Origin of the sequence: Marinobacter sp. MMG032 (assembly GCF_040112695.1) — a bacterium.
Taxonomy (GTDB): domain Bacteria; phylum Pseudomonadota; class Gammaproteobacteria; order Pseudomonadales; family Oleiphilaceae; genus Marinobacter; species Marinobacter salsuginis.
The window spans coordinates 1,787,646-1,813,953 of the sequence record NZ_CP157802.1 but is presented as its reverse complement, the minus strand read 5'-3'; the positions used below and the strand labels follow the sequence as shown (position 1 = coordinate 1,813,953).

General features: G+C 58.9%; 25 protein-coding genes. 10 read left to right on the top strand and 15 right to left on the bottom strand.

Going from position 1 to position 26,308, the window contains the following annotated elements; genetic code table 11:
* Positions 1–118 precede the first annotated feature (118 nt).
* The 4 genes from ABNF92_RS08390 to ABNF92_RS08375 all read left to right on the top strand — a co-directional run bounded on the left by ABNF92_RS08390 (position 119) and on the right by ABNF92_RS08375 (position 3,625).
* On the top strand, positions 119–916 hold the full coding sequence (locus ABNF92_RS08390; RefSeq protein ID WP_349343891.1) for an alpha/beta fold hydrolase: 798 nt from the start codon (positions 119–121) through the stop codon (positions 914–916).
* Between the two features lie 100 nt (positions 917–1,016).
* Positions 1,017–2,099 (top strand): SMP-30/gluconolactonase/LRE family protein, encoded by a 1,083-nt coding sequence (locus ABNF92_RS08385; protein ID WP_349343890.1) that lies wholly within the window; start codon positions 1,017–1,019, stop codon positions 2,097–2,099.
* Positions 2,099–2,560, top strand: coding sequence for a thioesterase family protein (locus tag ABNF92_RS08380; protein WP_069184746.1), 462 nt, complete (start codon positions 2,099–2,101; stop codon positions 2,558–2,560). Before ABNF92_RS08385 ends, ABNF92_RS08380 begins: the two co-directional genes overlap by 1 nt.
* An 81-nt stretch (positions 2,561–2,641) precedes the next feature.
* The gene (locus ABNF92_RS08375) at positions 2,642–3,625 is read left to right on the top strand and encodes an NADP-dependent oxidoreductase (protein ID WP_069184747.1); all 984 of its coding nucleotides are present in this window, start codon (positions 2,642–2,644) and stop codon (positions 3,623–3,625) included.
* Here the strand turns inward: ABNF92_RS08375 and ABNF92_RS08370 are convergent.
* From ABNF92_RS08370 to ABNF92_RS08360, 3 genes are all read right to left on the bottom strand, one after another.
* Complete coding sequence (locus ABNF92_RS08370) at positions 3,611–5,488, bottom strand: sodium:proton antiporter (protein ID WP_069184748.1); 1,878 nt, start codon at positions 5,486–5,488, stop codon at positions 3,611–3,613. The two genes, ABNF92_RS08375 and ABNF92_RS08370, sit on opposite strands and share 15 nt — an antisense overlap.
* Positions 5,489–5,509: 21 nt before the next feature.
* The gene (gene tcdA / locus ABNF92_RS08365; protein WP_069184749.1) at positions 5,510–6,301 is read right to left on the bottom strand and encodes a tRNA cyclic N6-threonylcarbamoyladenosine(37) synthase TcdA; all 792 of its coding nucleotides are present in this window, start codon (positions 6,299–6,301) and stop codon (positions 5,510–5,512) included.
* 273 nt (positions 6,302–6,574) lie between these two features.
* Positions 6,575–8,350 carry an acyl-CoA dehydrogenase C-terminal domain-containing protein gene (locus ABNF92_RS08360; RefSeq protein WP_349343889.1) on the bottom strand — a complete coding sequence of 592 codons (1,776 nt, stop codon included), beginning with the start codon at positions 8,348–8,350 and terminating at the stop codon, positions 6,575–6,577.
* A 167-nt stretch (positions 8,351–8,517) separates the two neighbouring features.
* Between ABNF92_RS08360 and ABNF92_RS08355 the strand changes: the two genes are divergently transcribed.
* Positions 8,518–9,261, top strand: a complete 744-nt coding sequence (locus ABNF92_RS08355; RefSeq protein ID WP_349343888.1) for an SDR family oxidoreductase — start codon at positions 8,518–8,520, stop codon at positions 9,259–9,261.
* Positions 9,262–9,346: 85 nt separating this feature from the next.
* On the opposite strand, the gene ABNF92_RS08350 is transcribed toward ABNF92_RS08355, so the two are convergent.
* The gene (locus ABNF92_RS08350) at positions 9,347–9,985 is read right to left on the bottom strand and encodes a ChrR family anti-sigma-E factor (protein ID WP_349343887.1); all 639 of its coding nucleotides are present in this window, start codon (positions 9,983–9,985) and stop codon (positions 9,347–9,349) included.
* The gene (locus ABNF92_RS08345; RefSeq protein WP_064228420.1) at positions 9,982–10,581 is read right to left on the bottom strand and encodes a sigma-70 family RNA polymerase sigma factor; all 600 of its coding nucleotides are present in this window, start codon (positions 10,579–10,581) and stop codon (positions 9,982–9,984) included. The genes ABNF92_RS08350 and ABNF92_RS08345 overlap by 4 nt, the downstream gene beginning before the upstream one ends.
* 235 nt (positions 10,582–10,816) lie before the next feature.
* Between ABNF92_RS08345 and ABNF92_RS08340 the strand changes: the two genes are divergently transcribed.
* Positions 10,817–11,854, top strand: a complete 1,038-nt coding sequence (locus tag ABNF92_RS08340; RefSeq protein ID WP_349343886.1) for an AraC family transcriptional regulator — start codon at positions 10,817–10,819, stop codon at positions 11,852–11,854.
* Positions 11,855–11,860: 6 nt separating this feature from the next.
* On the opposite strand, the gene speA is transcribed toward ABNF92_RS08340, so the two are convergent.
* Positions 11,861–13,771, bottom strand: coding sequence for a biosynthetic arginine decarboxylase (speA, locus tag ABNF92_RS08335; RefSeq protein WP_349343885.1), 1,911 nt, complete (start codon positions 13,769–13,771; stop codon positions 11,861–11,863).
* 178 nt (positions 13,772–13,949) lie between these two features.
* Between speA and speE the strand changes: the two genes are divergently transcribed.
* Entirely contained in the window at positions 13,950–14,831 is an 882-nt protein-coding gene (gene speE, locus ABNF92_RS08330; protein ID WP_349343884.1) for a polyamine aminopropyltransferase, read from the top strand.
* A 66-nt stretch (positions 14,832–14,897) separates the two neighbouring features.
* Here speE and ABNF92_RS08325 read toward each other — a convergent pair whose 3' ends face one another.
* Positions 14,898–16,181, bottom strand: a complete 1,284-nt coding sequence (locus ABNF92_RS08325; protein ID WP_349343883.1) for an ammonium transporter — start codon at positions 16,179–16,181, stop codon at positions 14,898–14,900.
* A gap of 74 nt (positions 16,182–16,255) precedes the next feature.
* On the bottom strand, positions 16,256–16,594 hold the full coding sequence (gene glnK, locus ABNF92_RS08320; RefSeq protein ID WP_008173268.1) for a P-II family nitrogen regulator: 339 nt from the start codon (positions 16,592–16,594) through the stop codon (positions 16,256–16,258).
* A 381-nt stretch (positions 16,595–16,975) separates the two neighbouring features.
* Between glnK and ABNF92_RS08315 the strand changes: the two genes are divergently transcribed.
* The 3 genes from ABNF92_RS08315 to trmB all read left to right on the top strand — a co-directional run bounded on the left by ABNF92_RS08315 (position 16,976) and on the right by trmB (position 19,629).
* Positions 16,976–17,230, top strand: a complete 255-nt coding sequence (locus ABNF92_RS08315) for an accessory factor UbiK family protein (protein ID WP_069184757.1) — start codon at positions 16,976–16,978, stop codon at positions 17,228–17,230.
* A 63-nt stretch (positions 17,231–17,293) separates the two neighbouring features.
* Positions 17,294–18,826, top strand: a complete 1,533-nt coding sequence (locus ABNF92_RS08310; protein ID WP_349343882.1) for a YifB family Mg chelatase-like AAA ATPase — start codon at positions 17,294–17,296, stop codon at positions 18,824–18,826.
* A 71-nt stretch (positions 18,827–18,897) separates the two neighbouring features.
* Complete coding sequence (trmB, locus tag ABNF92_RS08305; protein WP_153634878.1) at positions 18,898–19,629, top strand: tRNA (guanosine(46)-N7)-methyltransferase TrmB; 732 nt, start codon at positions 18,898–18,900, stop codon at positions 19,627–19,629.
* Positions 19,630–19,646: 17 nt separating this feature from the next.
* Here the strand turns inward: trmB and ABNF92_RS08300 are convergent, their stop codons facing one another.
* The 7 genes from ABNF92_RS08300 to ABNF92_RS08270 all read right to left on the bottom strand — a co-directional run bounded on the left by ABNF92_RS08300 (position 19,647) and on the right by ABNF92_RS08270 (position 26,252).
* Positions 19,647–20,180 (bottom strand): hypothetical protein, encoded by a 534-nt coding sequence (locus ABNF92_RS08300; protein ID WP_349343881.1) that lies wholly within the window; start codon positions 20,178–20,180, stop codon positions 19,647–19,649.
* The gene (gene hemW / locus ABNF92_RS08295; protein WP_349343880.1) at positions 20,180–21,346 is read right to left on the bottom strand and encodes a radical SAM family heme chaperone HemW; all 1,167 of its coding nucleotides are present in this window, start codon (positions 21,344–21,346) and stop codon (positions 20,180–20,182) included. The genes ABNF92_RS08300 and hemW overlap by 1 nt, the downstream gene beginning before the upstream one ends.
* A 5-nt stretch (positions 21,347–21,351) precedes the next feature.
* Positions 21,352–21,951: an RdgB/HAM1 family non-canonical purine NTP pyrophosphatase gene (rdgB, locus tag ABNF92_RS08290; protein ID WP_291910114.1), complete on the bottom strand. Its 600-nt coding sequence runs from the start codon at positions 21,949–21,951 to the stop codon at positions 21,352–21,354.
* Between the two features lie 6 nt (positions 21,952–21,957).
* Positions 21,958–22,413, bottom strand: a complete 456-nt coding sequence (locus ABNF92_RS08285; protein WP_349343879.1) for a DUF4426 domain-containing protein — start codon at positions 22,411–22,413, stop codon at positions 21,958–21,960.
* Between the two features lie 2 nt (positions 22,414–22,415).
* Complete coding sequence (gene metW / locus ABNF92_RS08280) at positions 22,416–23,015, bottom strand: methionine biosynthesis protein MetW (RefSeq protein WP_069184764.1); 600 nt, start codon at positions 23,013–23,015, stop codon at positions 22,416–22,418.
* Positions 23,012–24,160 carry a homoserine O-acetyltransferase gene (locus tag ABNF92_RS08275; protein ID WP_069184765.1) on the bottom strand — a complete coding sequence of 383 codons (1,149 nt, stop codon included), beginning with the start codon at positions 24,158–24,160 and terminating at the stop codon, positions 23,012–23,014. The genes metW and ABNF92_RS08275 overlap by 4 nt, the downstream gene beginning before the upstream one ends.
* A 127-nt stretch (positions 24,161–24,287) precedes the next feature.
* Positions 24,288–26,252, bottom strand: a complete 1,965-nt coding sequence (locus tag ABNF92_RS08270; RefSeq protein ID WP_136630823.1) for a dynamin family protein — start codon at positions 26,250–26,252, stop codon at positions 24,288–24,290.
* Between the last annotated feature and the right edge of the window lie 56 nt (positions 26,253–26,308).

Below are 26,308 nucleotides of genomic sequence, written 5' to 3'. Positions count from 1 at the left end.
TTGCCCGGCTTTTTTTCGTCTTCGGAAAATGATCGTCAATACCGGTACTTGCTCGCAAGGCTGGCAGTGGTAATGTATCCGGTTTGAGAACGCAGACCAATCCGGAGACTGACTGCCCATGACTGTTGAGCTGAATCACCGTATTACCGGCGAAGGCCCGCCCCTGGTCCTGTTGCATGGGCTGTTCGGATCCCTCGACAATCTTGGTGGCATCGCCCGCCGTCTCGAAGATCAGTGGCAGATCCACGCGTTGGACGAGCGGAACCACGGCAGCTCACCGCACACCGACACCATGGATTATCCTGCCATGGCGGCAGATGTACTTGCCTATATGGATGCACAGGGGCTGGATAAGGTCAGTCTGCTGGGTCACTCCATGGGCGGCAAGGTGGCTATGCAGGTCGCCTTGCAGGCTCCTGAGCGTGTGGACAGGCTGATCGTGGCGGACATTGCCCCGGTTAACTACAAGCCACGGCATGATGCCATTCTGGAAGGGTTGACCAGCATGGATCTGGCCGGTGTGCGTTCCCGACAGGATGCCGACAGACTGATGGCCGACTTCGTTGAAGAGCCGGGTGTGCGTCAGTTTCTCCTGAAGAACCTCGAGCGGATTCCCCGGGAAGAGCAGCAGGAGGGTGGGCCGGTGTTTCGCTGGCGGCTGAACCTGCCGGTTATTGATGCGTGCTACGGGAATCTGGCCAGAGCGCCCGAGGGCGCTGGCCCCTTCGAGGGCCCTGTGCTGTTTCTCAAGGGAGCCGACTCCGCCTACATCCAGGAAAAACACAGGGATGATATTCAGCGACTGTTTCCGCGGGCGCAGTTGCGTATTATCCAGGGTACCGGCCACTGGCTTCACGCAGAAAAGGCCGACTCGTTTGCTGCCCTGTGCCGCCGTTTCCTCAGTGCCGAAGACTGACAGCGCTCGTGTCAGGTATTTTCCTGCCCACCGGCCGGTCTGCTAAGGTAACTCAAACGCTGACACACGGAATTGATAGAACAACAGGCGGGCAGAGTGTATGAAATGGATGGTGGGGTTGCTGGTTGTTTTCCTGCTATTGGGCAGCTTCCTGCTGACACCTTCGCCTGTTGACAGTAAAGCGTGGAGTCCGCCCTCACCGCCGCCCCTCACCGGACCCATTGCGCCGAACGAGAGATTGAGGTTGGCGGACCTGCTGGCCCGCGGCCAGGTGTACGGTCCCGAGGATACGGCCGTCAGTGAGGATGGTGTGCTCTACACCGGCACCCAGGATGGTTACATCGTGCGGGTGTTCCCGGATGGTCGGGTTGAAAACTGGTTGTCCACCGATGGCCGGCCGTTGGGCATGGTGTTTGATAAGCAGGGTAACCTGATTGTGGCGGATTCCTGGCGGGGGCTGCTTTCGATCACTCCTGAAGGAGAGATTACCGTATTGGCCCGGGAAGCAGAGGGTACGCTGTTCCGGTTTACCGATGATGTCGATATTGCCGATGACGGACGAATTTACTTCACCGACGCCAGCTCGAAATTCCGTCAGCCGGAATACCTGCTGGATCTGCTGGAAATGCGCCCCCACGGCCGTTTGCTGCGCTACTCCCCGAAAACCGGCAAGGCCGAAGTCCTCCTGGCCAACCTGCATTTTGCCAATGGCGTTGCGGTGTCTCCTGCAGGTGACTACGTGCTGGTTAACGAAACCTGGAAATATCGCATCCTGAGGTACTGGATTCACGGACCCAAAGCCGGGCAGGCAGAGGTGTTTGCCGACAATCTGCCCGGTTTTCCCGATAACCTGGCGGTGGATGAGCAGGGCCGCTACTGGGTCGCATTTCCTACCCTGCGCAATCATAAAGTGGATGCCATGCACCCACGGCCCTGGCTCAAGGATCTGGTGGCAAAGCTGCCTGACAGCCTGAAGCCCACCCCGCAGGAATATGGTCTGGTGATCGCCTTCGACCGGGACGGCAAGGTTATTACCAGCCTCCATGACACCCGGGGAACCCATTTGCAGGAGATTACTTCGGTGAACCCCCACGATGGCAAGCTGTACTTTGGTTCACTTCACAATGATCGTATTGGCCGGCTACCGTTGCAGGCCATTCCCGGTCTCGGAGAAAGCAACTGATGCAGCAGCACGACATTGCCTGGGATCTGCCCGCGCCTTTCACCATTGATATTACGGTGCGCGCTGAGGATACCGACAGGCTCGGACATGCCAATAACGTTGTCTATGTGCGCTGGCTTGAAGACGTCAGTTGGGCCCACATAGAGAGTCTGGGAATGACCTGGGCCCTGCATGAGAAAACCGGCAAGGCGATGGCCATCACCCGCACGGAGATCGATTACCTGGCCTCGGCCAATACCGGGGACCAACTGGTGTTGGGAACCTGGCTGACCGACTACGACGGTCGTTTCCGGTCTGCCCGGCAGTTCCAGCTGGTGCGTCCGTCGGATGGCAAAACCCTGGTCAGGGCGGTGTCCACTCACGCCTGTGTTGATATGAAAAGCCAGCGGCCCGCCCGCGCGCCGAAAGAATTTGCCGAGATCCTCGGCTCTGCTGTTGTGGCCGGAGGCAAGGGGCTCTAGGTCCCCCGAGCACTTTTGTGCTTTACTTCAGCTAGTCTTGTTCAAAGCCAATCCCGTTTAACCTGTTGTCCGGAGATCCCCATGGAAAATACTGCTGATCAGAATGCTGAAGCCACAATGCGCCATGTGATCTACGATCGATTTGGGGAGCGTGATGTCCTGCAGGTGGTAGAGGCTGACGTACCCGTTCCCGGAGACGAACAGGTGCTGGTCCGGGTGCACGGAGCCGGTCTCAATCCCATTGACTGGAAAACCCGGAAGGGGTTGGGGTTTGCGGCCAGGCAGATCGAGAATTCGTTGCCCTGGACACCAGGATACGACGTGGCCGGTGAGGTTGTCGGGGTTGGTGCCAACGTGACCACCCTTGCGCCCGGCGATCGGGTCATGGGGATGGTGGGATTTCCGGCCGGCGGTGGCGGTTATGCGCAGTACGCCCTGGCGGCGGCTGATGAGTTGGCTATCGTGCCGGAAGAGTTGGACCTGGTGTCTGCCGGTGCCTTGCCCCTCGCGGCGCTGACGGCTTGGCAGGCGCTGTTTGAAATGGCGAAACTGGAGTCTGGCCAAAAGATTCTGATCCACGCCGGCGCCGGTGGCGTTGGGCATTTTGCGGTTCAGTTTGCACTGGAGCGCGGTGCCCATGTCATCGCCACCGCTTCGGCCGGCAACCGGGATTTCCTGGCGGAACTCGGGGTGCACGAAGTGATTGACTACCGCACCACGGATATCGGCGAGGAATGCTATGGCCTGGACGTGGTGCTGGATCTGGTGGGCGGCGATACGGGTAAGCGCTCACTACACACCCTGGGTGAGCACGGAGTCCTTGTTACCATCCCCACCGTTACCGCCGATGACATCATCAGTGCGGCGGAGGAAATGGGATTACGCGCTCACGGAATGACGGTGCGTCCCGACATTTTTCACCTGGATGAGATTGCCGAGCTGATCGAGGACGGTGACGTCAAGGTGCACATCGAGAAGGCCTTTTCGCTTGAGGATGTTGCGCAGGCCCACGAACTGCTTGAAGGTGGGCACGTGCGCGGCAAACTGGTGCTAGATTGTCGATGAAGGATTTTCCCCGGCCGGTGCATCCTCGCCGGCTGATGGCTGTTCGGCTTCTTTCTCCTTGCGTTCCTTTCTGGCCTGGGGTGGTACCAGGCTGATCAGGATCCAGTCGTTTTCCGGCTTCAGGTCTTTCATGCTGCAAACCGGAGCGACGTGTTCCTTGCTGTCGAAGGTGAACAGTACCAGGGCCTGGTTCTGGTATTTGTTCAGGAACTCCTCGTAACCAAACTCTTCACTCAGTTGCGTGGTCTTCACCGTGAAGCCCTGACTCACCAGACTGGCCAGCTTGGCGTAGCTGACGCCGTCAAACAGGCCTCTGGTCATCTGGATCTTTTCAGCCGTCTGGTGGCGCGCCTTCTGGTCCTGATCACCCTCTGCCAGACTGAACACACACTTGTTTCCGAACCAGTCCAGGAAGTGGTAGGTGGCCAGGGAATTCATGTGCTTGTAGGGGGAGATGACCAGCAGCTTGCCGATGCCGGTGAGATCCAGGTGGGTCGACGCGTGCTCAGACACGGGGTTGCCGAAGTAAACCTGCAGGTTTTCCATGCGGGCCTGGCGTACGTTCTCCCAGTTGGTATCGGCCAGGGTCACCGGCACCTCATACTTTTTCAGGGCCGTGCCAATCATCCGGGCCACCGGGTTTGCACCCAGAATCAGGAAGCCGTATTCCGCCGGTTCCGCGACTCTCAGCAGGCGGGCTATCGGCCGGGCTGTCAGGCTTTGCAGGGTGACGGTGGCGATGATCAGCATGAAGACCAGGGGTACCAGAGCACCGGCGCTTTCATAGCCAAGCTTTTGCAACTGGAATGCGAACAGCGCCGACACCGCCGCGGCAACAATGCCCCGGGGGGCAATCCAGCTAAGGAAGAGCTTTTCGCGCCAGTTCAGGCTTGTACCGATGGCAGACAGGAAAATGCTCAGCGGACGGGCTACCAGCATCAGCAGGGCCAGCACGGCCACCAGGCCCCAGCCCAGCTCGGCAATGGCGGCAAACTCAACCCGTGCTGCCAGGATGATGAACAGGGCGGATATCAGCAGAACGCTCAGGGATTCCTTGAACTCCAGAATGCTCTCGATGGGCACCTGCTTCATGTTTGCCATCCAGATGCCCATTACAGTGACCGTCAACAGGCCTGACTCATGGGCCAATTCGTTGGAGATGGCGTAAACGCCGAGCATAAAGGTGAGGGTGCCGGCGTTATGCAGATACTGGGGAATCCAGTGCTTGCGCAACACGATGCCATTGAGATACCCGGCAATGGCACCAATCAGGAAACCCACCGCCAGGGTCTTGCCGAAGATATAGAGCGAGTGGCCAAACACGTTGCCCTGTCCCCAGGAGACAATCCCTTCGAACACCAGAACCGCCAGCAGAGCCCCGACGGGGTCAATGATGATCCCTTCCCAGCGAAGGATGTTGGCCAGTTTCGAATCCGGCCGAACCGAGCGCAGCAGCGGTGCGATTACGGTGGGCCCGGTAACGATGGAAATGGCGCCAAATAGCAGGGCAACAGCCCAGGAAACGTCCAGAAGCCAGCGTGCAGCCAGGGTGCCGATGATGCAGGTGACAATCGAGCCCACAGGAATCAGGTTGCGGACCATCTTGCCGTGGCCGCGTATTTCTTCGTAACGCAGGGTCAGGCTGCCCTCGAACAGGATGATGGCAACCGCCAGGGAAATAACCGGGAACAGCAGGTCGCCAAAAACCACTTCCGGGGCCAAAAAGCCCAGGACAGGCCCGGCGGCAATGCCACCTGCCAGCAGGAACAGGATCGCCGGCATGCGGACGCGCCAGGCAAGCCACTGGCAGAAAAGTGAGAGAACGCCAATGCTGGCAAGAAGCAGGACAGTACTGACTGGCATATTGGTTTCAGTTCCGTTGATCTATTGGTTGGCGCGTCTGGCGATCCGATTCAGAAGTCGGGAGGCCGCAAAAAAACCGAAGCTGGCGGTTACCGGACTGGCGGCGCCAAAGCCTGAGGCGCAATCCAGTCTTACCGGGCCGTCGGTGGCCGGTTTCTGAAGGCAGACTTCGCCGTCACCGGCAGGATACGTCAGCTGCTCAAGGGAGTATACGGCCTCAATACCAAAGCGACGCTTCGGGTTCCGGGAAAAACCGTATTCCCGGCGCAGCAGGTTGCGTACTTTGGCCAAAAGTGGGTCTTGGGTGGTTTTGCTCAGATCCGCCACCTGAATCTGGGTTGGGTCGATCTGCCCACCAGCGCCGCCGGCACAGACCAGTGGAATCTTCCGGCGCTGGCAGTGGGCAATCAGGGCAGCCTTGGCCTTGACGCTGTCGATGGCGTCGACCACCCCGGTCATGTCCCCGGTGATCAGCTCGCTGACATTCTTGGTGGTCAGGAAGCCGAAATGCACCTGAATGTTTGCCGCCGGGTTGATCGCCCGCAACCGGTCTGCCATGGCATCGGTCTTGGTGCGCCCGTATTGGCCTTCAAGGGCATGGAGCTGGCGGTTGGTGTTGGATACACAGACATCGTCCATGTCGATCAGCGTGATTGTGCCAATGCCGCTTCTGGCCAGGGCTTCCGCGGCCCACGACCCGACACCACCAAGCCCGACCACGGTCACATGGCTGCTACGAAAGGCTTCCAGGGCACGGCGTCCATAGAGTCGTTCGATACCGCCAAAGCGGAAAGCGTAATCGTCGGCGTTCATGGTGTCCCCGTGTTGGTCCGTTCAAAAGCCGGACAAAATCAAAGAGCGCAATTGTAACCCAGTGACCGCACAGACAAAAAAGTGGCCATAAAAAAAGCCACGCAGGGCGTGGCTTTCAAAATACCCAGTCCGACGGGGAGCTGGGCAGGACTAGTTCAGAGACACTAATCAACGTGATCATTATCAAGTCTCGGAGTGTCGCGCTGAAGGTCACAAGCTGTCATTGATCGGTCATTTCCGGCCAGAGTGTCTGGTCTCTGGCCGGAATAGGGATCACGCGGCCCAGTGATCGTCCGAGAACGCCATCAGGCTGTCCTTGCCACTCTGGATATCACCCAGCAGCCAGTCCACTTCCGGCAGCAGCTTTTCAAAGTAGAAGCGTGCAGACACTACCTTGCTTTCCAGCAGCGGCTTGTTGCCCTCGCCCGCGGCAAGCTGTTCGTTGGCCACGTTGGCCATCCGGGACCAGAGGTAGCCGATCACGGTCAGTGCCATAAGGCGCAGATACGGCGTGGCGGCAGCGCCCGCCTGCTCCGGATCCTTCGGTGCATTGGTGGCCAGCCACATGGTGGCGGTTTCCAGCGCTTTCATGGCGTTTTTCAGTTCTTCCCGGTGCGGCGCCTCCGGATTGTCCTTGAGGTATCCGCTCAGGGTTCCGAACAGGGTGCGCACCAGTTGGCCGCCTTTCAGGCTCAGCTTGCGGCCCACGAGGTCCATGGCCTGAATGCCGTTGGTGCCCTCGTAAATCCTGGCAATCCGGCCATCCCGTACCAGTTGTTCCAGTGGCCAGTCAGTGGTGAAGCCGGAACCACCCAGTACCTGTAGCCCGGTGTTGGCGTTGTTGAAGCCCTCGTCCGTAAGGAAGGATTTCACGACCGGTGTAAGCAACTGAACCAGGTCATCGGCGGACTCCCGGACGGTTTCGTCCGGATGGGCAACCGACAGATCCAGCTGGTGTCCTGCGAACAGGGCCAGGGCGCGCATGCCCTCGTTAAGAACTTTCTGCCGCATCAGCATCCGGCGCACATCCGGGTGTACGATGATCGGGTCAGCGGGGCCGTCGGGGTTCTTCGGGCCACTCAATGAACGGCTCTGCAAACGCTCACGGGCAAAGCCGAGACTTTCCTGGTAAGCCATTTCCGCCAGGCCGAGACCCTGCATGCCCACCATCAGGCGCGCTTCGTTCATCATGGTGAACATGGCACGCATTCCGTCGTTCGGCTCGCCGACAAGCCAGCCCTTGGCGCCTTCAAAGTTCATGACGCAGGTGGCGGAGCCCTTGATACCCATCTTGTGCTCAAGGCCGCCGCAGAACGCCGGGTTGCGCTCACCGGATTCGGGCAGGAACTTGGGCACCACAAACAGCGAAATGCCTTTGGTGGTATCAGGTGCCCCAGGTAGTTTGGCCAGCACCAGATGCACGATGTTGTCCACCAGGTCGTGCTCGCCACCGGTAATCCAGATCTTGGTACCTTTTATGGCGTAGCTGCCGTCATCGTTCGGCGTCGCGCGGGTGCGAATCAGACCCAGATCAGTGCCGCACTGGGGTTCGGTCAGGCACATGGTGCCGGTCCACTCGCCGGAGATCAGTTTTTCCAGGTAGACCTTTTTCAGTTCGTCGGAGCCGTGCGCATGCAGGGCACTGATGGCGCCGTGGGTCAGGCCGGGGTACATGCCCAGCGAAAGATTGGTGGAACAGACCATCTCGTCCACCACAAACTTCAGGGTGTGGGGCAGGCCCTGGCCGCCGTATTCAAGTGGCGCGTCCAGCGCGGTCCAGCCGCCCTCAACGAATTTTTTGTAGGCGTCCTTGAAGCAGTCCGGAGTTGTCACTGAGCGGGTTTCCGGGTCGTAGGTGCAGCCCTCCCGGTCGCCTGCCTGGTTGGTGGGCTGGATGACTTCCGCAGCGAGTTTGCCGGCCTCGTCAATAACCGCAGAAATCAGATCCGGAGTGGCATCGGCGTATTTTTCCAGCTCATGCAGCCGGTCTGCGCCCAATACATCAAACAACAGAAAGCGAAGGTCATTCGCCGGAGCCTGGTATTGCATGGATACTCTCCTACGTGCGCTTTTTAATGGGGTTCTGCGCGGAATGGCAGGACCCCGAAGATGATTTGAACACTGGTTTCATACGGTTGTTTTAATTTGCTGGTTCACCGTTTTGCAGTCTGGATGACAGAATTTTCGTATGTCCTCCGGAACGCAGGAGGTTTTTCATGAAACGAGTAGTGATAGCCGGGGTTTCCGGCGCCATTGGGGGCGCTCTGGCCGCGCAATTGATCGAACGGGATTCGCAGATCCGTGTGATCGGCTTGTGTCGTGAGCCGGAGAAGGCGCCGGAGGTTTTGCGGGCCCATGAGCGAAGTACAGTGTTGCCATGGGATGCGCAGGATGCGGAATCGCCAGCGGCTGTTGCAAAGGCACTGGACTCGTTGCTGGACCGAAAGGAAGGTATTGATGGTTTCATCTATGCCGCCGGCTTGCTCCACGGGCCGGAGATGTTCCCGGAGAAGCGGCTTGAGGATCTGGACGCCGGGAGCATGGCGCGAGCGTTTGCCGTGAACGCAACCGGGTTCGGGTTACTCTCTCAGGCACTGTTGCCGTGGCTCCGTCACCGGGAGTTCAAGCGGGTGGCGGCGATTTCCGCAAAAGTCGGATCGATTACCGATAACGGATTCGGAGGCTGGTACGCCTATCGCAGTTCCAAGGCGGCACTGAACATGCTGGTGCGAAACCTGTCCATCGAGTTGCCCCGACGGTGCAAACCGCTCGCCTGCGTGTCCCTGCATCCGGGCACCACCGAATCGGCGTTAAGCGAACCGTTCAGTCAATCCCTTGCAAAGCTGAAAGTGCATACTCCTGACGAAACGGCCGCCAACCTGCTGGCGGTACTCGACAGCGTTGAGGAGCACGATAACGGGCGGTTTCTTAGTTGGGATGGTTCGGAATTGCCCTGGTAATCGGGGGTACTGCTGGTTCAGCCAAGAAAAAAGGGGCGATGATCAATCGCCCCTTTTTTTACGTTCTGTAAAAGTCGGTGCAGCATCACCGGATGAACGGGTTGAGCATCCGCGTAAACGTGCCGGTGAGCTTGACCGGGGCACTGAGCACAGACAGGGTAATACAGTCTTCACAACCAACCGCAACCGGCTTGTGCTCGTCTTGGTCGGTCAATACCACGAAGTCCCACTGATTGAACACACCTTTCTGGTCAGCAAATGCGCCCTGCAGAACGATGGTTGTTTCCTCGCCACGATGGGTGTGTGCCGGAGCTTTCCCGCCTGCAGCGAGTTTTTGGAGAACAACCTGCTTTTTCTGCCCGGGGAACCGGTCCGTAATGTCCAGCACACTCACATCCCCAAGCTGACGTTTCCACGGCAAACTGTTGAGGTCTTCGCCAAGAAGCTTCTGAAGCGCGCTTACCCTTGGGACGGCAGGTGCTGCAGGCTCAACTGACGGCTCACTGTCGATCTTTGAAAGGATGTTGTCGAACATGCTCTCAGAGACAGTGACCTTCGGTTGCTGTTCCATCATCACAGCACCCAGACTGTCCAGCGTGTCCACACGGCTGCGGCAGTGAGAACACTTGTCCAGGTGGAGCTTGATGCACAGAGCATGGGGCTCGCTCAGGTTACCTGCGCTGTACTCCATCAGGCTCAGGCTGTCGGGGTGGTGCCGTGTCATACGTTCTGGTCCTGCAGTATCACTTTCAGTTTGTTCAATGCCAGCCGCACCCGGCTTTTGACGGTGCCGAGCGGGATGTCCAGCTCGTCCGCCACCATCTGATGCGACTTGTTTTCCATATACACCTTGGCGATCACCGTGATCTGTTCTTCCGGCAGGTGACTCAGGGATTCCCTGATGCGCCTCTCCGACATAAGACGGTGCAATGACGTGACCGGCTCGTTCTCGTTTTCACCAGGAATCTGCCAAAGGTCTTCTGTCTCAACCGGCATTTCGGCGCTGGTGCGCTGCATCTTTCTCAACATGTCGATGCGCTGGTTACGAGCGATGGTGAAAATCCAGGTGGAAGCAGCGGCCTTGCGCCAATCGTAGAGGCAAGAACGCCTCCAGATGGATACAAATACCTCTTGCACGAGCTCTTCCGCGTGGCTTGCCAGGCCGTTGGCCATTGCGTAGTACTTGATTTGCGGGCCAAAATGCTCGAACAGCGCGTGATATGCTTCGCGATCCTGGTTCTTACCCACTTTCTGCAGCATCTGGCTCCAGGGGTCTTTTCGGCCCTCAGAGCTGGCTGGCTTTTGATCCAGTGTGGTCACCGGACGCTCCTTGACAGTCGCATGATTTGAGCTTGTTCTGGTCATCATTCTATGCACTCGTCCCGGGTTTGTCAGTGTCAATGTTTACGGATCGGTTTGCCCGGTGGATCAGCCAGTTTGAAAAAAATCAGAAATCTGGCGCCAGCGACGGTCACCGGTCGTCTCGTCGGTGATTGCCGGAACCCGTAGGGCGGTCTAGTCTGGACAAGACACCGATACCGGAAGACCATCTCCCATGAATGCACCCGGCATTACCGGAAACCTGCCCGTTATCCGGGCTCACTATGCGGACATTCTCTGCCAGTTGGCGGAGGACCGTGGGCTGCAACGGTCCCGGTTATTGGCGGCCTCCGGAATCCGGCCTTCCATGCTTGGTCACCCGGAGAATTTCATTACCGTTGATCAGTTCAGCGCCCTGTGTCGTGAAAGTCTGGTCCAAAGCCGCGATCCGGCCCTCGGGCTTGAATACGGCAAACGACTGAAATTCACCACCCACGGCTCCCTTGCCCAGGCCGCCATCAGTTGCGACACCCTCGAGCAGGCGCTGACGGTGTTGATCAAATATTTCCAGATCCGTTTTGTTTACATGAAGCTGTCTTTCTTCGTGGAGGGCCGCGAGGCGGTGATACAGCTGGATCTTGCCCACAGCATCGAAGACCTGTACCGGTTCAATGTTGATGTGGTGATGGCGTCGTTGATGGACGTAAATCTTTTGCTGTTCGGACACCGGCTTCTGGATGGCGGGCGCTGCCTTCTGGATTTCCCGGAGCCTGAAAATGCAGCCGTCTATCGCCAACTGTTCGGTAGTCAGATCTCCTTCGCCAGCGGCGTGAATCAGCTTCGGTTCAAGCGGGTTTTTCTTGATTCGCCCATGTCTCTTTCGAACCCGGTGACCCGTCGGATTGCCGAGGCCCAGTGTGAAGAGGAAATGCGGTTCATAGAGGGCGCTACGTCGGTCTCGGACCGGGTAATACGCCTTCTCGAAACCGGGCGGAGCCAGCGTTTACCGGCGCTGGAGGAAGTGGCCGAGCACCTGAAGATGTCCACAAGGACGCTGCGCCGGCAGCTGGCAGCCGAAGGGGTTCGGTTCCAACAGCTGCAGGACTCGCTCCGACATCGCCGTGCCCTGGACCTGCTGCGGCGTAATGAGTTGACGATCGACGAGATTGCCGAGGCTCTCGGCTACAGTGATCCCTCCAACTTTGGCCGGGCCTTTCGCAAGTGGGAGGGCGTTGCCCCGAGCGCCTGGCGTCGGGGACGCCAGAAACTCTGACTCTGGTTATTCTTCCAGATAGGTGTAGCCATCCAGACCGGCGGCGAGCTCTGTCATCAGTGCTGACTGGGTCTCTGGTGCCATGCCAGAGGTGGCGAACTTGCTTCGATAGGCATCCATCAACGTATCCGGCTCGAAGTTCACATAGCGCAATACCTTGGCCACGGTATCGCCGTCGATGGGATCGCTGATCTGGTAGCCACTATCTGCCGTCAGGCGCACATCCACAGAATGGGTGTCGCCAAACAGGTTGTGCATGTCGCCTAGAATCTCCTGATAGGCGCCGGTCATGAAAAAGCCCATAAGCAGCGGCTCACCGGCCTTTTCCTCGGGCAGGGGCAGGGTGGTCTCGGTGCCCTGGCCATCCACGTATCGGTCGATGCGTCCGTCAGAATCGCAGGTGATGTCCTGGATGACTGCCCGTCGGTTCAGGGGGCGGTCGAGGCCATTGATCGGCATAACCGGGAAGATCTGGTCGATGCCCCAGACGTCGGGCAGTGACTGGAACAGGGAGAAGTTCACGAACAGCTTCTCCGCCAGTTTCTCGTTGAGCTCGTCGATGATTTCCCGGTGGGCGCGATTGCTGCTGTCCAGTTGATCCCGCAGCAGTCGGCAACAGCGGGTGTATAGCGTTTCGGCATCGGCCCGTTCCTGCAGCGAGAGCACCCCGTGGGCAAACTGGGCATGAACATCGGCCATGGCGTGCAGCACGTCATGGTAGATCTCTGCCAGCGAGCGCGGGGTGTTGGCATCCTGCAGGCTTTCAAGGTCGCGCCAGAGGTCGTGCAATGGTGCCGACGCCGCATCGTCCGGCTGCTCCGGCGACCGGTTTTCCGGCGCTTCGCGGTCAATCACGTTGGTCACCAGCACCGAATGGTGGGCGGTCAGGGCGCGCCCGGATTCGCTGATCAGGTCCGGATGGGGAATGCCATGGCGATCGCATTCGGCCTGGAGTACGTGCACGACATTGTAGGCGTACTCGTACACGCTGTAGTTCATGGAGCAGCTGCTGCGGGAGCGAGTGCCCTCGTAGTCTACGCCCAGGCCACCGCCGATATCCACGGTGTCCACGGGGGCGCCCATCTGACGCAACTCGCTGTAAAAGCGGGCGCATTCCCTGAGCCCGGTCTGGATATCCCGGATATTGGCGATCTGGGAGCCAAGGTGGAAATGCAGCAACTGCAGGGTATGGAGCGCTCCTGCGTCACGCAGTGTGTTGACGACATCCAGCACCTGGCTGGCAGACAGGCCGAATTTGGACTTCTCACCACCCGTGTTCTGCCAGTTGCCTTTGCCGATGGTCGCAAGTCGCGCGCGCACCCCGATCAGCGGCGATACGCCGAGGCGCTCCGCTTCCTCCAGGATCAGTGGCAGTTCCGACTTTTTCTCAACGACGATGAACACCCGGTGGCCCAGGGTCTGGCCAATCAGGGCCAGGCGAATATACTCCCGATCCTTGTAGCCGTTGCAGACGATCACCGATCCTGGTTGCTGTGACATCGCCAGCACCGCCATCAGCTCCGGTTTGCTGCCCGCTTCGAGGCCGATCTGGCCTTTCGTGGCGGCCGGCTCGGTGGCCAGCAGTTCCTCGACCACGCGTCGCTGCTGGTTAACCTTGATCGGATAAACCGCCGTGTAGCGTCCCTGGTAGGCGTGCTCTCCTGCGACCTTGTTAAAGGCATTGCACAGTTTGTTGACCCGGTCGTGCAGGATATCAACGAAGCGAACCAGCACCGGCAGTTGAACGCCGGAGTCGGTGAGAGCCCGGGTCAACTCCGGCAGGTTGATTCGGGCGTCGCTGTGGCCGCGATCCGGGCGGATCAATACCTCGCCCTGATCATTGACACCGATGTAGCCATCGCTCCAGTGGGCAATGTTGTAGACCTTGTGGGCCGGGGTGGCGCTGGCTTCGTTCATGCTTGCTATCCTGTCAGGAAACACTGGCCGCCATTGTATGGATTCCCACTCCGGGCTAAAAGCACCCGGTGCGGAAAAAACCTGGCCATTCACCGCGATTATCGCTTTAGCTCACGAGGGGGCACCCCTACAATACACCCTTTCAATTCAGCCCATGGCCCACAGCGGGAGGCAAGACATGACAGCACTCAACGACGGCTGGTTTACCGAGGTATTCCAGGACCAGGGGACGGCGTTTTCCCTGCAGGTGAAAAGGAAGCTGCATGAGGAGCAGACACCGTTCCAGAAACTGGAAATCTACGAGACCGAGACCTTCGGTAACCTGATGGTTCTGGATGGCTGCGTGATGCTGACCACCCGCGATAATTTCCTGTATCACGAGATGATGACCCATCCGGCCCTGTTCACTCATCGGGATCCCAGAAAGGTGGTCATTGTCGGCGGCGGTGACTGCGGCACCCTGAAAGAGGTGCTCAAACATCCGGGCGTCGAAGAAGCCTGGCAGGTGGAAATCGACGAGCGCGTCACCCGTATGTCAGAGAAGTATTTCCCGGAGCTGTGCGAAGCGAACAGTGATCCGCGCGCCAATTTCTTCTTCGGGGATGGCATCCAGTGGATGCGGGACATTGAGCCGAACAGTGTCGACCTGATCATCATCGACAGCACCGACCCGGTCGGTCCCGCCGAAGGCCTGTTTGCCCTGGATTTCTACCGCGATGCCATGCTGGCGCTGCGTGAAGGTGGCATCATTGTCCAGCAGAGTGAATCACCGCTGCTGCACACCCACAGCATCATCAAAGGCATTCACGAGGACATGCGAAAAGCGGGATTCGAGCACGTGCAGACCTTGCCATTCCCGCAGCCGGTCTATCCGACCGGCTGGTGGAGTTGCACCATGGCCAGCAAGGAGAACCCGGTCAAATACTTCCGTGAGGAAGATGCCAACAATCGGCCATTCGTCACCCGCTATTACAATGCCGGCGTGCATCGGGGTGCGTTGGCAATGCCTCAGTTCATGGTGGACGCACTGGAAGATGAGGTTCGACCGCAAGAAGCCTGAGTAAGGTCTGCAAACAAAAAAAGGGGCGCCAGATGGCGCCCCTTTTTTCGTGCTTCGTGTCAGGGTTTACTGCTTGCCGCTGACAAACTCCGGATAGGCTTCCATGCCGCACTCGGACAGATCCACACCTTCGTACTCGTCTTCTTCGCTGACCCGAATGCCCATGACGGCTTTCAGGATGCTCCAGACGATCAGGCTGGTAACGAATACCCAGACGAAGATGGTGAGCATGCCGACCAGCTGACCCATGAAGGTAGCGTCTGCGTCGGACAGGAGAACCGCGAAGATACCCCAGATACCAACCACGCCGTGCACAGAGATGGCACCGACCGGATCGTCAATGCGCAGCTTGTCCATGGTCACGATGGAGAACACAACCAGGGTGCCGCCGATGGCGCCAATGATGGTGGCGAGCAGGGGAGACGGGTCCGCCGGCTCGGCAGTGACGGCAACCAGGCCAGCCAGGGCGCCGTTCAGAGCCATGGTCAGATCGGCCTTGCCGAACATCAGGCGAGCTACGATCAGGGCAGCAATCAGGCCACCGGCTGCAGCCGCGTTGGTGTTCAGGAACACGTTGGCCACTTCATTGGCAACACCGATGCCACCCAGCTTCAGGGTAGAGCCGCCGTTAAAGCCGAACCAGCCCATCCACAGGATGAAGGTACCAAGCGTTGCCAGGGGCAGGTTGGCACCCGGGAAGGCGCGGATTTCGCCTTTGGCGCCGTACTTGCCTTTACGGGCACCCAGGAGGAGTACGCCAGCGAGGGCTGCTGCTGCACCGGCCATGTGAACGATACCGGAACCGGCGTAGTCACTGTAGCTCAGCTCGTACATGCCGAATACTGCGTCGCCGTTCCAGGTCCAGGAACCCTGCATCGGGTAGATGAAACCACACATAACGACGGCAAAAGCCAGGAAGGCCCAGAGCTTCATGCGCTCGGCCACGGCACCGGAAACGATGGACATGGCAGTCGCAACGAAGACAACCTGGAAGAAGAAGTCGGAAGCGCCGCTGTACTCACCCATGTCGCTGAAACCAGCTTCGGTAGAGGCTGCAATGACACCGGCAATGGCTGCGTCGTCCATCTCGGCCACAGTTGTGACGCCGCTCAGGAAGATACCACCGTCGTACATGATGTCGTAACCAACGATCAGGTACATGGTACAGGCGACCGCAAACAGGGCCACGTTCTTGGTCAGGATTTCGGTGGTGTTCTTGGCACGCACCAGGCCGGCTTCCAGCATGGCAAAGCCAGCGGCCATCCACATGACCAGAGCACCGCAAATCAGGAAGTAAAAGGTATCCAGCGCATACTGGAGTTCAAAAATGTGATTTAGATTGCTTTCCATATGAAGCCCTCCGCACGAGGCTTTTCAGGTTATAAAAATTTTTTGCGTTGGCTGTTCGAATTTTCAGAGCTGGTTCAGACCGCTTCTTCGCCGGTTTCGCCAGTCCGGATCCGGATGGCTTGAGCCAGTTCAGTCACAAAGATCTTGCCGTCGCCGATCTTGCCGGTGTTGGCTGCCTTGGTGATGGACTCGATGACCTGGTCCAGCAGGTTGTCGCCAATGGCAACTTCCACCTTCACTTTGGGCAGGAAGTCCACTACATATTCCGCGCCACGATAGAGTTCTGTGTGGCCTTTTTGCCGACCGAAGCCTTTGACTTCAGTGACGGTTACGCCTTGTACGCCAATCTCGGATAGTGCCTCACGGACATCATCCAACTTGAAAGGCTTGATGATCGCTGTCACAAGTTTCATTGCTTTCTCCTTGGTAAAGCCGTCCCAACAGTGAGGGCCCGTCGGCCGATTGTTGAGTTCGGGATGCTGCCACCTCGCACACCAATTGTGCGGATTGCGTACGAGAGCTTTAGCATCGGGTATGCCAACGCAAAAAATTACAATAAAAACAATTATATATGATATCCGCGTACCAGAATGGCGCAAACTTGTGCACCAAAATAGAGCGGGCAGCTGACCAGTGAGCCAAATTGGAGCGGGCTCTCTGGCCGGGCAGCCCCCATTATAGGGTCCGCAACCTACAGTATGGCAGGGGCTGCGATGTGATACACTCCCGCAGACCGGCAACAGGCCCTGTCTTTTAGTCGAAGCCGGACATTTCAGTGATTCGTGAGGTGATGTGTGAAAGGTCCACAGGATATTTTTGCTCAGCTGCAGGGCCAGTTTGGCCAGTTCGTACCCGACATGGCCCGCGCTGCACGGGAAGATTTTGAAACCCAGGCCCGGGCGACTGTGATGGCCGTACTGTCCCGCCTTGAGCTGGTGACACGAGAGGAATTCGATGCCCAGCAGGCCGTCTTGCTGAAGACCCGTGAAAAGGTGGACGCGCTCGAGAAGCGGGTGGCCGAACTGGAAAATTCCCTGCCAAAACAGTAAACCACGGACACGCCCGGCAGGACGCCGGGCCAGCAGTTCCGCTCATTACCATGGAAGGTTGTCATGCTTGCTATCGTTCATTCCCGCGCCTCAATTGGCGTGTCAGCGCCGGCCGTTACCGTCGAGGTCCATCTTTCCGGCGGTCTGCCGGCGCTCTCGATCGTGGGCCTGCCGGAAACCGGTGTCCGAGAAAGCAAGGAGCGCGTTCGGAGCGCTCTCCTGAACGCCGGCTTCGAGTTTCCTGCCCGCAGAATCACCATTAATCTTGCGCCTGCCGATCTTCCCAAGGAGGGAGGTCGGTTCGATTTGCCCATCGCTCTGGGCATTCTGGCAGCCTCGGGACAGATCCCGGTGGAGAGTCTTTCCGATTGTGAATTTCTGGGCGAATTGTCCCTTGATGGTGCATTGAGGCCGCTCAAGGGTGTATTGCCGGCTGTGCTGGCGGCCCGGCAAGATCAGCGGAGTTTGCTGGTTCCGCATGGCAATGCCGAGGAGGCGGCCCTGGCCAGCCAGGGTGACGTTCTGGCGGCCGGCCACCTGCTGGCGGTGTGCGAGCATTTGAGTGGCCGCGCCCGCCTGGTGCCAGTGCCGCGATCCTCGCTGGAACAGGCGCCGGCCACTCAGGGTGAGGTGCCGGATCTGTCGGATGTGCGTGGCCAGCGGGTACCCCGAAGGGCTCTGGAGGTCGCTGCGGCTGGCAACCACAATCTTCTGTTCTTCGGTCCACCGGGAACCGGCAAGAGTATGCTCGCCAGTCGGTTGCCCGGCATTCTTCCGGGGCTGGAGGATGCAGCGGCCATGGAAGTGGCCAGCGTCCATTCGGTGGCCGGGCTTCCGATTCGTTCCGGGGGCTGGCGGGAGCCGCCGTTCCGATCACCTCACCACACCGCATCGGCCGTCGCTCTGGTGGGCGGTGGAAGCAGCCCCAGGCCTGGTGAAATCTCCCTCGCGCATCGGGGCGTACTGTTTCTCGACGAGTTGCCAGAATTCGAGCGTCGGGTGCTCGAGGTGTTGCGGGAACCGATGGAAACCGGCGAGATTTCGATCAGTCGCGCGGCGCGGCAGGTGAATTTTCCGGCCCGTTTTCAGGTGGTGGGTGCAATGAATCCTTGTCCCTGTGGCTATAGCGGTCATCCCACCATTGAGTGTCAGTGTACGCCACAACAGGTCGCGCGGTACCGGTCGAAAATCTCCGGGCCGCTCCTGGACAGGTTCGATCTCCACGTTGAAGTGCCTGTGCAGGGTGGGGACATACTGATGCGGCAGGGTGGCGATGGCGAAACCAGCGTCACCGTCCGGGAGCGTGTGTTGGCTGCGAGGGCCCGGCAAGCAGAGCGGGGTTGCCTGAATGCCGCACTGTCCGGGCGTGATCTGCAGTCCGCATGCCGACTCGATGGCACCGGTGAACGACTGCTCACCGGTGCGATGGAAAAGCTGGGCCTCTCTGCCCGGGCGTTGCACCGCATATTGCGGGTTGCCAGAACGCTTGCGGATCTGGAGGGCTGTGAAGAGCTAGGCCAGAGTCATCTGGTTGAAGCGCTGGGTTACCGGCAGCTGGACCGACAGCAGGGTCGCAACTCGGTGATATCCGCCTGAGCGACGACACTCTGGTAAACTGTTGGCAAATACCGTTAAACAGACCCGCTGCCTGCGGTTAAGGATTGTAGATGACAGACCAGAAAGAACCGCAAGATCCCAAAGATTCCGCCGATTCCCCGGTCACAACCCGTCGCGGTGTGCGTAGCTTCGTTTTGCGCCAGGGCCGCATGACGGAAGGCCAGAAAAAGGCGTTTGAGCGGAGCTGGCCGAAGTACGGCCTGACCCGTGAGAACGGAATGATCGACCCTCGTGAGGTTTTTGGCCGGGACAACATGCTTAACCTGGAAATCGGTTTTGGCATGGGTCGGTCCCTGGCAGAGATGGCCGAAGCGGCCCCCGAGCAGGATTTTATCGGGGTTGAAGTTCATCAGCCCGGTGTCGGCGCACTGCTCAAGGAGATCGAGGATCGGGGCCTTGAAAATGTCCGGATATACAGTATCGATGCCAACGATGTCATTGATCTTTGCCTGCCGGACGCCTGTCTTGATCGCGTGATGGTGTTCTTCCCGGACCCCTGGCACAAGAAAAAGCATCACAAGCGTCGACTGATCCAGCACGAGTTCGTCCAGCGGGTCCGTCACAAGCTAAGGGTCGGTGGCATCCTGCACCTGGCGACTGATTGGGAAAACTACGCCGAGCACATGCTTGAGGTAATGAATGAGTCCGAGGGCTTTGCCAATACTCAGGAGTCCGGCGGCTATTCGCCTCGCCCCGACGACCGTCCCATTACCAAGTTTGAAAAGCGGGGTGAAACCCTGGGCCACGGTGTCTGGGACTTGCTGTTCTACCGGACGAACTGATTGCCGGCGAACAGGGATCAGTGATGCGCCAGTGGATGGCGCCGGGCCGCCCGGATAATGACCAGACCGGCAATGCCGAGCGTCAACGCTGTAAACTTGATCAACGCGCACAGGGTTGCGGACAGGCTCAGTTCGTCAGTGGGTGGATTGAAGTTGTTCAGCAACAGAATGTTTTCTGTGCCATCGCTGAGGCCGGCGGTAACGAACAGGGCTCTTATCCATCTTGCAACCATCCGCTCCCTGACTCCCGGACGATCTCGAGTGAAATGCCGGGTAAGATGGATCAGGGCCAGCATGTAGGCGGGGATAAACACGAAGTCCAGCCACAGTGAAACTTTCGCCCAGGCAACCCCTTCGCCTCCCCAGCTGCGAAAAATCGCGTGGGCCTGATCAGCGGTGCCGGCGAGCTGGTAGCTGACGATGCCCTGGGGCGCCGAGGCAGTCTGAAGTGGCTGGTTGACCATAAGCAAGGCAAAAAGCAGCACCGCGGCCACAAGCAGGCTGGCTTTCAGGCTTTTGGGATAGGCGGCCACTCCGTGTGCAGGCTCCATCAGAGAAAACGCTCCAGCAGGCTGTTCAGATATCGCTGGCCCAGGTCCGTAGCCTGCAGCCGATCGCTTACCAGCAGCTTTTCATTTCGCAGTTGTTCAAGTTTTACCCCAACTATGCTCAGCGGTAAACCCGTTCGCCCGGAAAAAAGGCTTTCATCCACTCCTTCTTTCAGCCTCAGGGCATTCATCATGAATTCCAGAGGCAGATCTTCCCTGGCGATGAGATCGGTGCCGGCAGTGCGGCTGCCGATCCGGTTCAGATAGGCGTCCGGCTGGCGTGTCTTCCAGTATCGCCGGATACTGCCGTCGGCGAGGCTTATCTTGCCATGGGCGCCGGCCCCCAGGGCCAGATAGTCCCCGAAGGTCCAGTAATTCAGATTATGGCGAGAGGCTCTTCCGCGAAGGCTCCAGGCCGAGACTTCGTAATCCTGGTATCCCCGTTTGTGCAGCAGCTCAGCCCCCTGGCGATAGATGTCCCACAGGTGGTCGTCGTCTGGCAGGTCCGGAGGCCGGCTGTAAAACTCGGTATTGGGTTCCAGGGTCAACTGGTACCAGGACAGGTGGGGTGGTTCATACTGCAGAGCAGTCTGGATATCGTCCAGGGCCTGCTCCGGGGTCTGTCCCGGCAGACCATGCATCAGGTCGATGTTGAAATTGTCGAAGCCGGCCCGGCGTGCCGCGTCTATCGCCCGATGGGCGGCATCGGTGTCGTGAATGCGCCCGAGGTTTCTGAGATGGTCGGGGTTGAAGCTCTGGACTCCGATGGAGAGACGGTTTATCCCCGCTTCTCGAAAAGCTTCGAAGCGGCCGGCTTCAAGCGTGCCCGGGTTGGCTTCCAGGGTGATTTCGGCATCCGCCTTGAAGGTAAGTCTTGCCCGTAGTTCCCGGAACAGGCGGTCGTAGAATTCGCCGCTCATCAGGGACGGGGTGCCACCGCCAATGAACACGGTTTCTATCGGTCGCTCGGCTGCAAAAGCCAGATCCTGGTCGAGATCTTCGAGCAGGGCCTCCAGATAGGCAGACTCGGGTATGGTCCCGGTAAAGGCATGGGAATTGAAATCGCAGTAGGGGCACTTTCGCACGCACCACGGCACGTGGATATAAAGGCTCAGGGGCGGCCTGACCGCAGTTGGCTGCTGATCTTCCCCAGGGTTGGTATTGCTCAACTGTCTCAGGCCTCGGCCTTGAGCTGATCCAGCAGAATCGTCAGGGCTCGTCCGCGGTGGCTGATGCTGCTTTTCTCGGATCGGGACAGTTCGGCTGCACTGCAGCCGTGCTCCGGTGCGAGGAACACCGGGTCATAACCAAAGCCGCCGCTGCCTCGGGGTGATCTGAGGATCGAGCCCGGCCAGCGGCCATGGCAGATGATGGGCGTGGGGTCATCGGCGTGACGCAGGTATACCAGTACGCAATGAAACTGGGCGTTCCTCTGGTCGTCTGGCACGTCGGCCATGGCGTCCAGCAGGGCGTTTACGTTGTCCTGATCGGTCGCATCCGCGCCGGCAAAGCGGGCGGAACGCACCCCGGGACGGCCTCCCAGAGCATCCACAGCCAAGCCGCTGTCGTCTGCCAGGGCCGGAAGGCCGGTTTCCCGAGCGGCGTGGCGGGCCTTGAGGATGGCGTTTTCAACAAAGGTAACCGCCGGCTCCTCGGTTTCGTCGACACCCAGGTCGCCCTGGGCAACTGGCGTCATGCCCAGAGGCGACAGCAGCTCCGTCAATTCGGCGATTTTCCCTTTGTTATTGCTGGCGATGACAAGTCTGTTGGTCATATAGCATTAATCGCTGAACAGTGTGTGAGCAAACCGCACCGCCAGGTCCTGCTGGTTTCCAGTCGGACGGGCCGTGACATTGAAGGTCATCAGCTCACCGGAGGAGTACTGGTACTCGGCGATAAAGTACACAGAGTCGCCTTCCTGGATGCGGCGGAACGCCAGGAAACGAACCTGCTGGACATCATTGGTGACCTTGCCTTCCACCTGGCCACTGACCGGGGACATGGATCCGTCCTCGTTTTCCTCCATGATAGAAATATTGACGATTCCGATGCCCTTGCTGCGTTGGAGATTGTTCGCCTTGGCAACTTCAGGGGCGAGGAACGTGCTGGGAAGAACACTCCAGAGCACCGTGTACTCCCCGAAATCTTTCGAGCCAGCCTGTGCCTGCAGGCTGAACAGGCCAATCAGAGCAATTCCCAGAAGGTTACGGAACGTGGAGAAGGTTTTCGCAATCATCGCTATGTCTCCCGTGTGATTCGGTAAATGGCGATTTCACCCAACAAATTCGGCCACAGCCGCGCCAGCCAGCTGTTCTGGTGCTGGCCGTCGACCACCCTCCGGCTTTTGATTCTGATGCCTTTCTGCCGGCACAGGGCCTCAAAATCCTTGAAAGTGCACAGCCTTATGTTGGGCGTGTTGTACCATTTATACGGCAGTGCTTCGGATTCGGGCATACGTCCGCTCAAAGTCAGTCCCCAACGCAGCCGCCAGTGGGCAAAGTTCGGGAAGGTAACGATGCCTTCTTTGCCAACCCGGAGCATCTCATCCAGCACCTTGTCGGGGCGCCGCACCGCCTGGAGCGCCTGGGTCATCAGAACAACATCGAAACTGCCATCGTCAAAGTTGCCCAGCCCCTGAGTGTCCAGATTCTGTTCGATGACCGCCACTCCCCGGCCCATACAGGTGGTGATGTGGTCCGGGTTGATTTCCAGGCCGAAGCCACTGGCCCCGCGCTCCCTCTGGAGGAAGTCGAGGAGGGTGCCGTCGCCGCAGCCCAGGTCCAGGACGTGATGACCCGGCTGAACCCATTGCTGGATGATTTCGAGATCCGGTCTCATGCGCCGACCTCCCGTGCAACCCGGTCCATGTAGGCGTTGAATATGTCAGTGTACCTCGGGGTCGGAATCAGGAACGCGTCATGGCCCCAGGGAGCATCCACCTCGGCGTAGCTGACCTTCCGGCGGGCGGCTATCATGGCGTTGACCATTTCCTCGGAGCGGGCGGGTGTGAAACGCCAGTCGGTGCTGAACGACAACACCAGGTATTCACAACTGGCTGCCGACAGTGCTTTCGAAAGATCACCGCCAAACTCGTAGGCCGGGTCAAAATAATCCAGCGCCCGGGTCATCAGCAGATAGGTATTGGCATCGAAAGACTCTGAAAACCGCTCGCCCTGGTAACGAAGGTAGCTTTCTACCTGAAATTCCGCGTCGTAACCAAACTTGTAGGCCTGGTCACGTAGTTCGCGGCCAAATTTTTCGCCCATGGAGGCATCTGACAGGTAGGTGATGTGCCCCACCATTCGAGCCAGCATCAGGCCACGCCTTGGAACAGTCTCAAAGTCGTAGTAGCGACCGTCGTGAAACTCCCGGTCGGTGGTGATGGCCTGGCGTGCCACCTCATTGAACGCAATATTCTGCGCCGTGAGTCTGGGCGTGGAGGCAATCACCACGGCGTGCCTCAGCCGGTCGGGATAATCCAGGCTCCACTGCAGGGCCTGCATGCCGCCGAGGGAGCCGCCAACAACCGCCGCCCAGCATTGAATACCAAGCCGGTCGGCCAGCAATGCCTGGCTCTTGACCCAGTCGCCCACGGTGATGACCGGAAACTCCGGGCCGAAGGGTTTTCCGGTTTCCGGGTTGATACTGTTTGGCCCTGTGCTGCCGTGACAGCCGCCCAGATTGTTCAGGCTGACAACGAAAAAACGGTCGGTATCGATCGGTTTGCCTGGGCCAATGCAACTGTCCCACCAGCCCGGTTTCCGGTCGTCAGCGGAATGATAGCCGGCGGCATGATGGTGGCCACTCAAGGCATGGCAGATAAGAACGGCGTTGCTGGCATCGGCATTCAGGGTGCCGTAGGTTTCCACGACCAGGTCGTAGTTTTCCAGGGTCTGACCACAGGCCAGATCGATGGGAGCGTCGAAATGATAGGTCTGCGGGGTGACAATCCCGACAGAATCCGCAGGCAGGGTATCAGGCATCGGCGCGATTGGTTCCTGGTTCGATCCGTAAGTGTCTGGAAACGCAATGGCAAAGCCATCGCCAGCCCAGCAGTTTAAAGCTGGGGCGTGATGGCTGCAACCGCCTGAATAGTTGCTATCGCGGGGCTCAGACGGCCCCGGAGATATTCACCACTTTTTGCTGGATCAGGGTAGGGGCCGGTTTGCGGATCTGGCGCTGCATGGCATCGGCCAGTTCCAGCTGTTTGCGCAGATCAGCAATGGTGTTGGTGAGGCGCTGGCGCTCGGTTCGGCTGTCCCGGTCATTGCGCACCATGTCGCGAAGGCGCCGGATCTGGTGCTCCAGCAGCTGTTTCTGCTCCATGGAGTACTGCATGATCGGCAAGAGTGCCTCTGACGGCCAGCGTTCAACGTCGTGGCGAACGCGAGCGTGCAGGGTGCGGGCTTCCCCCACCATGACGTTGAAGAAACGGCGAACCAGAACCGACTGTTCGGTCAGAAGGTTCTTCGGGCTGATACGGAAGCGTCGGGCCTTCTTGCGCAATTCACGAATGGCGATGACGTGGCGCCCTGCGCGGAGCGGGATGGGCTCGAGATGACGGGCCCGGTTGTCCTCGTTGTAGCGACGGTAAATGGCGCCAACCATCTTCTCGGCCAGGTGCCCTTCGCTCAACAGGTTTGTCAGGTCGCTTTCAAGCAATTCGAAGAACTGGTCCATGGCGCGGTTCATGCCGGCGGTGGTCCAGCTTTTCGACATACTGGTGCGGACACGTTCAGCATGTTCTTCGAAACGGTCTTCGCTGACCAGTTTCTTCAGCAAGTCACCCTGGGAGTCCATCAGGCGCCGGCTGGAGCGCAGTGTAATCAGCTTCTTGTAATAAAAGTCGTAGTCTTTCTGGGCGCGCTCTGCCAGCCGGCCCAGCGCTGCCTTGTCCATGGTAACGCCTGCGCACGCCTGGAGTTCTTCCTCCAGGGATTCCAGCCGGTACTGCATCGCTGCCTGGCTGTTCTGGAGCATGCCCAGGAGGTCGTTGATCAGGCTCTGGGTGATCAACTGTTCCTTGTGCATCAGGATGCGCTGGATAATCAGTTGCTCAAGCTGGCCGATATTGGATCGGTCAAACAGGTCGCTGTCTTTCCTGACCCTGGCCACCAGACCCTGTTTGGCGGAAACGGGGATAACATCATGCTGCCGCATGCCGAGGTGATCGGCGGTGTAGCCACGCACCCGCTCGATTGCCTCGTTGGTGTGGCGTTCACCCTGCAGGTCGTCCCAGAGCACATCGATCTTGTTCAGGACGGCAAAACGACCGGCGCGGTGATCGGCGTGTTGAGTGTCGATATGCTCCTTCCAGATGGTCATATCGCTGGCGGTCACACCGGTGTCGGCGCTGAGCACAAAGATGACCGCATGGGCCCGGGGCAGCATGCTGATGGTCAGTTCCGGCTCTGAACCCAGGGCATTCAGGCCCGGAGTGTCGAGGATGCGCAAACCGCGTTCGAACAGAGGGTGACGGATACTGATCTGGGCATTACGCCAGGCCGGCACGAGGACGTTGCCGGGGTTGTTGCGGTCGTGCTCCAGCATATCCTCGTCGAAGCCCAGTTTCCGGGCTTCATCCGGTGATACGCTTTTCACCCGGGCAACTTCGGCCAGCACTTCCCGCATGATTTCCGGGTCACGCTCATCAAGCTCATGCTTTACCCACCGTTCCGGCTGTTTGCGTAGTTGCTGCAGGGACAGGTCTCCGTTTCGGGTTTCAATGGGCAGCAGGAGCAGGTAGTTCTCGTTGGCGCTGCGATCAAAAAACAGCTCGGTGGGGCACATGGTCGTACGCCCTGCCTGCGAAGGCAGCATGCGCTGGCCATATTCCGAGAAGAACAGGGCGTTGATCAGCTCGGTTTTCCCGCGGGAGTACTCGCCGACAAAGGCAATGGTAAGCTCATCCTCAATCAGCAGTTCCAGTCCATGGCGAATGCGGGTGCTGACATCGTCGGAAAACAGATTGTTATCCTGCAGCCACAACCGGTATCGGCCGATCTGTCGGATCAGCTCTTTTTTCCAGTTGTGATAAGCCTCTACCTGCTGCGACAGAGTTCCCTGTTGGTTCATCGGATTTTCCTTCTGCGCGACTTCCGGGTATCCCGGTTCAAACGGGGTGCTCACGG

Excerpts from the sequence above, each read along its gene's own strand:
- ABNF92_RS08390 (WP_349343891.1), top strand. The coding sequence starts at position 119 with ATGACTGTTGAGCTGAATCACCGTATTACCGGCGAAGGCCCGCCCCTG.
- ABNF92_RS08385 (WP_349343890.1), top strand. The coding sequence starts at position 1,017 with ATGAAATGGATGGTGGGGTTGCTGGTTGTTTTCCTGCTATTGGGCAGC.
- ABNF92_RS08380 (WP_069184746.1), top strand. The coding sequence starts at position 2,099 with ATGCAGCAGCACGACATTGCCTGGGATCTGCCCGCGCCTTTCACCATT.
- ABNF92_RS08375 (WP_069184747.1), top strand. The coding sequence starts at position 2,642 with ATGGAAAATACTGCTGATCAGAATGCTGAAGCCACAATGCGCCATGTG.
- ABNF92_RS08370 (WP_069184748.1), bottom strand. The coding sequence starts at position 5,488 with ATGCCAGTCAGTACTGTCCTGCTTCTTGCCAGCATTGGCGTTCTCTCA.
- tcdA (WP_069184749.1), bottom strand. The coding sequence starts at position 6,301 with ATGAACGCCGACGATTACGCTTTCCGCTTTGGCGGTATCGAACGACTC.
- ABNF92_RS08360 (WP_349343889.1), bottom strand. The coding sequence starts at position 8,350 with ATGCAATACCAGGCTCCGGCGAATGACCTTCGCTTTCTGTTGTTTGAT.
- ABNF92_RS08355 (WP_349343888.1), top strand. The coding sequence starts at position 8,518 with ATGAAACGAGTAGTGATAGCCGGGGTTTCCGGCGCCATTGGGGGCGCT.
- ABNF92_RS08350 (WP_349343887.1), bottom strand. The coding sequence starts at position 9,985 with ATGACACGGCACCACCCCGACAGCCTGAGCCTGATGGAGTACAGCGCA.
- ABNF92_RS08340 (WP_349343886.1), top strand. The coding sequence starts at position 10,817 with ATGAATGCACCCGGCATTACCGGAAACCTGCCCGTTATCCGGGCTCAC.
- speA (WP_349343885.1), bottom strand. The coding sequence starts at position 13,771 with ATGAACGAAGCCAGCGCCACCCCGGCCCACAAGGTCTACAACATTGCC.
- speE (WP_349343884.1), top strand. The coding sequence starts at position 13,950 with ATGACAGCACTCAACGACGGCTGGTTTACCGAGGTATTCCAGGACCAG.
- ABNF92_RS08325 (WP_349343883.1), bottom strand. The coding sequence starts at position 16,181 with ATGGAAAGCAATCTAAATCACATTTTTGAACTCCAGTATGCGCTGGAT.
- glnK (WP_008173268.1), bottom strand. The coding sequence starts at position 16,594 with ATGAAACTTGTGACAGCGATCATCAAGCCTTTCAAGTTGGATGATGTC.
- ABNF92_RS08310 (WP_349343882.1), top strand. The coding sequence starts at position 17,294 with ATGCTTGCTATCGTTCATTCCCGCGCCTCAATTGGCGTGTCAGCGCCG.
- trmB (WP_153634878.1), top strand. The coding sequence starts at position 18,898 with ATGACAGACCAGAAAGAACCGCAAGATCCCAAAGATTCCGCCGATTCC.
- ABNF92_RS08300 (WP_349343881.1), bottom strand. The coding sequence starts at position 20,180 with ATGGAGCCTGCACACGGAGTGGCCGCCTATCCCAAAAGCCTGAAAGCC.
- rdgB (WP_291910114.1), bottom strand. The coding sequence starts at position 21,951 with ATGACCAACAGACTTGTCATCGCCAGCAATAACAAAGGGAAAATCGCC.
- ABNF92_RS08285 (WP_349343879.1), bottom strand. The coding sequence starts at position 22,413 with ATGATTGCGAAAACCTTCTCCACGTTCCGTAACCTTCTGGGAATTGCT.
- metW (WP_069184764.1), bottom strand. The coding sequence starts at position 23,015 with ATGAGACCGGATCTCGAAATCATCCAGCAATGGGTTCAGCCGGGTCAT.
- ABNF92_RS08275 (WP_069184765.1), bottom strand. The coding sequence starts at position 24,160 with ATGCCTGATACCCTGCCTGCGGATTCTGTCGGGATTGTCACCCCGCAG.
- ABNF92_RS08270 (WP_136630823.1), bottom strand. The coding sequence starts at position 26,252 with ATGAACCAACAGGGAACTCTGTCGCAGCAGGTAGAGGCTTATCACAAC.